Origin of the sequence: Vibrio makurazakiensis (assembly GCF_050337375.1) — a bacterium.
GTDB lineage: Bacteria > Pseudomonadota > Gammaproteobacteria > Enterobacterales > Vibrionaceae > Vibrio > Vibrio makurazakiensis.
Genome location: NZ_JAKJSW010000249.1, coordinates 1 through 5,599 on the forward strand (window position 1 = coordinate 1; position 5,599 = coordinate 5,599).

Here is a 5,599-nt window from a genome sequence, read left to right on the forward strand (position 1 = left end):
CCAACAAACTGAACACCGTAAGGCTTGTACAGTTCAGTCATTAGCTCGTTACCACCGCCGTAGTTCATGTATTGCAGTAGTTGAGTTGTGTCTGACCATGCACCAACCATGTTACCGATTAGACCGAATGCTGGATCTTTACCAGAGAAGTAACCCGTTGCTGTGACATGACCATCTAGGATACCCATTTTGATAGCACCTAACGTTTCTGTATGCTTTACAACTGCGCCTACAGGAAGAAGGTCGATATCAATACGGCCGTCAGACATAGTCTCAACACGCTCTGCCCATTTTTGCTGTACTTTGAAGTTCAAGTCACCAGAAGGATCTGAAGATTGAATTTTTAGTTTAAAGTCCGCCGCCATTGCTGAAGTAGCAAATAGGCCGGTAAGAGATGCAGCGATAAGCGTTTTAGTCATGCCTTTCATTAGGAGATTCCTTTTTGATTTCACAGGGTCCGGTTTGTTGTTATATGTTACCGGTAACGTTGAGGTGGATGTTACCGGTAACTTTACAACCTTGTCTATGAGGGGGATCACATCTTCTACATTGATGACAACAGAACTATCAATAGTCGATTAAGCGTGAACAAAGTCACACAATCAGAACGGAATACTTATTTACACTTGTTCTAAATCAATGAGATAACGAGACCTGAAAAAATCAATCCCGCCCCAACAGAGCGTGTGACATGCCATTTCTCTTTCAAAAAGTAGATCCCCATCACAATACCGAAGAGGATACTTACCTGTCTTAATGCCACCACTAAGCTGACATTTTCAGTCTCTGTCATTGCAAATAAAACCAACCCATAAGTTGATGCCATCATGATACCGGCAGCAGTCGCCGTTTTACTCATCGACCAGGCACTTTTAAATTCTTCTGTCTGCTTAGTCACGTAGAGCCACAAACCTAAAGGGATCACGATTGCCCAAAATTGAGCACCCAGATAAAAAATAGCAGAGTGACGACTCGTAATAACCTGCGTGTCGACCTGTTCAAGCAGCAATAACGCTTCCTTATCTATGATTGAGTATCCCGTAGTACCAATTGCAGCGATCAACGCCCAAAGCACACCGATATTCAAATACGCTTTCATACGAAACTCAGAAAAACTTTTTAGAGGAACAAATAAGCACCCAAGCGTGATTAAGCTAAAACCAATCCATTGGTTTAAAGATAGTTGGTAACCGATAACCACGGTTCCAGCCCCAACCATTAGAACGGGTAATGCCCTCGCAATTGGATAAATAACACCGATATCCGCGTGTTTATACGCAGTGCCTAACCCGACTAAATACACGATCTGACAAAGCCCACTAACCAACAGTAACTGCCAAAAGCCCGTACCCAAGTTCGCCAAGCCGACTTGGTAAAGATACCAAACCAAATATGGGGTTAAGAGCCAGGCAGCAGCGCAACCCGACGCCAGAAAGAAAGACGCACCCGAACCTTGATTTGCCTTACCTAAAATATTCCACCCTGCGTGAAGCAATGCAGAAAAAATGACGATAACAATGGCAGTGAGTTCCATACCTAGCCTTAAAATTTAGTTATAAAAAAGGCCTCCTAATCCGGAGACCTATTAAAGGAAGTGCGTTTTAATGTTCTATCTATATCTTTCAATTTGGCTATTTAGCATGTGAAATCAGCGCGCCAGTTCGGCTATCGATTCAATACTGATAGCATCGTGCCGCCAATATTCAATATCACAGTCAATCAAATCGCCTTTTTGATTGTAGTTCACGCGCTCTACGACCATCGCTGGAGATCCTGATGTTGCGCGTAGTGCTTGCGCCGTTTCACCCAATAACGATGTTGTACTCACTCGGTAGCGAATCTTCTGATACACCACGCCAAAATGTTCACGATAAATATCCGTCAATGACTTCGACAGGTCATAGTCCAATAAATTGGGAAACAGCTCAGGGCGAATATAATTTGTCACATACACCACTGGTCTATCTTCTAAATAACGAACCCTATCAATACGGAAAACATCCGAGAATGGGGAAAGTTGCAAAAGCTTAGTTGCTTGTTTAGTCGCCAAAATACCCTTAGCAGACACTAACTCCGTGTTTGGTTTACGGTTTTGCGCTAATGCCATATTAGTAAAGTTAAGAGTTTGCGTCGGATCGTAGCGAAGCGGTGCAGGTGAAATAAACCACCCGCGACGATCTTCACGGTATATGCGCCCTTCCGCCTCTAGTAGTGATAGCGCTTCGCGTAATGTCACCCTTGTCGTATCAAACGACTCTGCGAGCTTACGCTCAGCAGGGAGTTTTTGCATAGGAGAGAGCATCCCCGACTCAATTTGCTCTACGATGACATCTTTAATTTTTACGTACTGCACTTACTTTCCTTTCATAATTATTCTCATGAGTTAGCCGCTCCTTGGCTAACTAAATAGAAACTTCATATCATTAACGCTTACGCCAAGCTTGAGTTCTCTTCTCAAAAAGCTTGTTGATGACGATATGTACCAGTTTCGCACTTGCTGCTGATATCATGATCATGACTGCCATCGCTGCTGCTGCCCCGGTTTGCCCTGCATCATCCATATTCAATACTGACACTGAAGCAGGTATCGTATCCGTTGAATATAAGAATACTACCGCAGATGTCGTGGTAAGTGCATTAATAAACAAATAGGTCGCTATATCCAAAATTGCTGGCAAGCAAACCGGCACTGTTACTTTGAAAAACAACTTATATTGTGGAAGATTAACCGAGGCCGCTGTTGCTTCTATTTCAGCAGGAAGTTGCTTTAACGCCGTTAACGCTGTCATGTGTCCAACAGTGTAATAATGAACCACAGTGTTAATAACCAAAAACGTCATTGTTCCATAAAGGAAGTTCAACGGGTTATTTAAGTCATTGAAGTAGAAGATATAACCTAAGCCCAATACCATCCCAGGAACAGCCATAGGCACAACACTCAGCATTTGCATCACTTGGCGTACAGGAGCAAACGCACGCCCTTTTTCAATACAGTAAGCGCCTAAGAAAATCAAAACCGTACCAATAATCGCCGTCCACGTACCTAAAGTCAGTGAGTTGARAAATGGTGTCCACCCGTAAGTGCTCATCTCTGAAAAGTTGTAGTTATTGAGTGTCAGCGCTTTATTCCAAGGCCAAAACGTCACCATAGAACCATAGATTGCCATGCCTAACACAACGATTACCGCAGCTGAAATCAATAAACAGTAAACAAAACACACACTATCTCGCAGTGTATTTGGCTCTGGTTGATAAGCGACAGAGCGGGTATCAAACAAGCTCTTTTGCTTTTTTTGAACCCAACGGTCAACACTGAATGCGAGTAACGCAGGAAGCAGCAGTAAGATGCTCGTTACCGCACCCATTGAAAAGTTTTGCTGACCGACAACCTGCTTAAAAATGTCAGTTGATAGAACATTGTAACTACCACCTATGACTTTAGGCACACCAAAATCACACACCACGAGCGTGAATACGACGATCAATGTACTTATCAGTCCATATTTTGCAGCAGGTAAAGTAACAACAAAGAACGTTTTGATCGGAGAAGTGTTCAGCGCTCGCGCGGCTTCGTAAAGGCGAGCATCAGATGTTCTTAGTGAAGTCGTTAATATCATTAAGGCATGGGGAAACGTCCAAAAGATCAATCCTAACGAGATACCGATCAAACCATAGATAGAGCTTCCGCCAAGCACCTCTTTGGCAATACCTTGATTACCAAATAAGAAAATCAGGCTTATCGCTGGAAGTAATGACGGGGCCAAAATCGGAGCAGAGCCAAGTACTTGGAAAAGCCCTTTAAAAGGCATACAAGAGCGAGTGATGGCGTAAGCATAACCAAAAGCAAGAACACCGACGACAACCGTCACCAATACCCCAAGAGTGAAAGTATTGCCCACAGACTGCCAAAGGCTTTGTGATGAAAAATAAGTCGCAAAGTTTTGTAACCCAACAAAGTCTCCACTTGGGTTCTGTACACTTTTTTTCAGCATTGCCCATAACGGCATCAAGATAAATAATGTCATTACCACTGACAGGAAAGCCAGTAAACCAAACAGAATCACATTGTCTTTACTGAGCCTTGCAAGAAAAGCTTGAGAGCGGTTTTGCATCAACGATTTTGATTGCATCATTTGAGTCGATTCCATGATGTTCTACGCAACCTCGTTGTTCAAAGTCGGCATAGGTTTAGATGGATAAGCTCTCAAACCTTCTTGGTCGAAAGCGACGTAACGAATGTCACTTCGGCGTAGTTTTAATTTATTGAACTCTTTGACCGGTACATCGACACTGATTTCTTTCGCCGTGGAGTCATGCTGTAATTCACATTCAACACGATAAAACGCGCCTAGAAACTCACTCGACAAAATGCGAACAGGTAACGACTCGTTAAAGCGATCTACGAATTGGATTTGTTCAGGGCGAACCGCAATATCAAAACAGTCACCTGACTTAGGCGTCAAGTTATCAAAAACTGGTAGAGCCAGCATCGACTCAGCAATACGGATTCTAGAAGGTGCAATAACGGAGGCTTGAATAAAGTTCATGCTCCCGACAAACTCGGCCACAAATCGACTTTTCGGCTGTTGATAAATCTCTTGTGGAGCACCGACTTGCTCAATCACACCRTGGTTCATCACGACAATACGATCCGCCATAGTCAAAGCTTCATCTTGATCGTGCGTTACCATAATAGTGGTAATGCCTAATTTACGTTGTAGTTGGCAAATTTCATCACGTAAGTGCGTTCTTACTTTCGCATCAAGCGCTGAAAGTGGCTCATCCAACAATAATAAGCCTGGAGATAAAGCGAGTGCACGAGCCAGAGCAACACGTTGCTGCTGTCCACCTGATAACTGATTAGGGTATTTGAAGCCTGACGTAGGTAAACCAATCGTCTCAAGCCAAGAGTCCACAGTATCGAGTGCTTCTTTGTTCGACATGCCTTGATTTTTTAAGCCAATGGCTATGTTTTCTTGAACAGTCAGGTTTGGAAAGAGCGCATAAGACTGGAATACAATGCCGAAGTCACGTTTCTCCGGTGGCAAAAACGTTGTGTCGACGCCGTTTTGTTCGATAGAGCCAGAGGTAGGTAAATCGAGTCCCGCTATAGCACGCAGTAGTGTTGTTTTACCGCAGCCTGAAGGCCCCAAAAAGCAGACGAACTCGCCTTGCTGAATAGATAGGGAAATTTGTTTTAACGCTGTAAATTGACCGAATGTCTTTACAACATTTTCAATATTCAAATACGTTTGGTTGCTCATGTCACAGCACTCTTTAAATGGTATATACCAAATTTAAACTTTGAATATTGCAGTTGAGTGACAGATTTATAGAAGCTAAATGACCGTTATATTACAGAATAAATATCGTGCACTATTAACTAGCAATGCCTACGAGCGTCCGAGCTATTCAGCGTACTAAGGATTAAGGAAGCTTATTCACTATTCGGAATGAACACCGCCATATACATCAATCGTGAGTCCTCTTTCTTTCGCGTAGGTGTTAGGAGTTAATCCTAACTGGCTTTTTAGGTAGCGCACTAGATGAGGTTGGTCACTGAAACCAAATTGCAGGGCAACACTCGCCCAATCAATGT

General features: G+C 43.2%; 6 protein-coding genes. All 6 read right to left on the reverse strand.

The genetic code is table 11. The features are described 5' to 3' along the window. On the reverse strand, positions 1-428 hold a 428-nt coding region (locus tag L4C33_RS19140), incomplete at its 3' end, for a type 2 periplasmic-binding domain-containing protein (protein ID WP_489686451.1). Positions 429-631: 203 nt separating this feature from the next. After that, entirely contained in the window at positions 632-1,534 is a 903-nt protein-coding gene (locus L4C33_RS19145) for an EamA family transporter (RefSeq protein WP_428814001.1), read from the reverse strand. 114 nt (positions 1,535-1,648) lie between these two features. Further along, a complete protein-coding gene (gene phnR, locus L4C33_RS19150; protein ID WP_428814002.1) occupies positions 1,649-2,353 on the reverse strand; it encodes a phosphonate utilization transcriptional regulator PhnR in 705 nt (234 codons plus the stop codon). Between the two features lie 70 nt (positions 2,354-2,423). Further along, positions 2,424-4,133 (reverse strand): putative 2-aminoethylphosphonate ABC transporter permease subunit, encoded by a 1,710-nt coding sequence (locus tag L4C33_RS19155; protein ID WP_428814003.1) that lies wholly within the window; start codon positions 4,131-4,133, stop codon positions 2,424-2,426. Between the two features lie 21 nt (positions 4,134-4,154). Next, positions 4,155-5,264 (reverse strand): putative 2-aminoethylphosphonate ABC transporter ATP-binding protein, encoded by a 1,110-nt coding sequence (locus L4C33_RS19160; protein ID WP_428814004.1) that lies wholly within the window; start codon positions 5,262-5,264, stop codon positions 4,155-4,157. A 180-nt stretch (positions 5,265-5,444) separates the two neighbouring features. Then, a partial coding sequence (locus L4C33_RS19165) for a helix-turn-helix domain-containing protein (RefSeq protein WP_489686452.1) occupies positions 5,445-5,599 on the reverse strand: 155 nt, incomplete at its 5' end.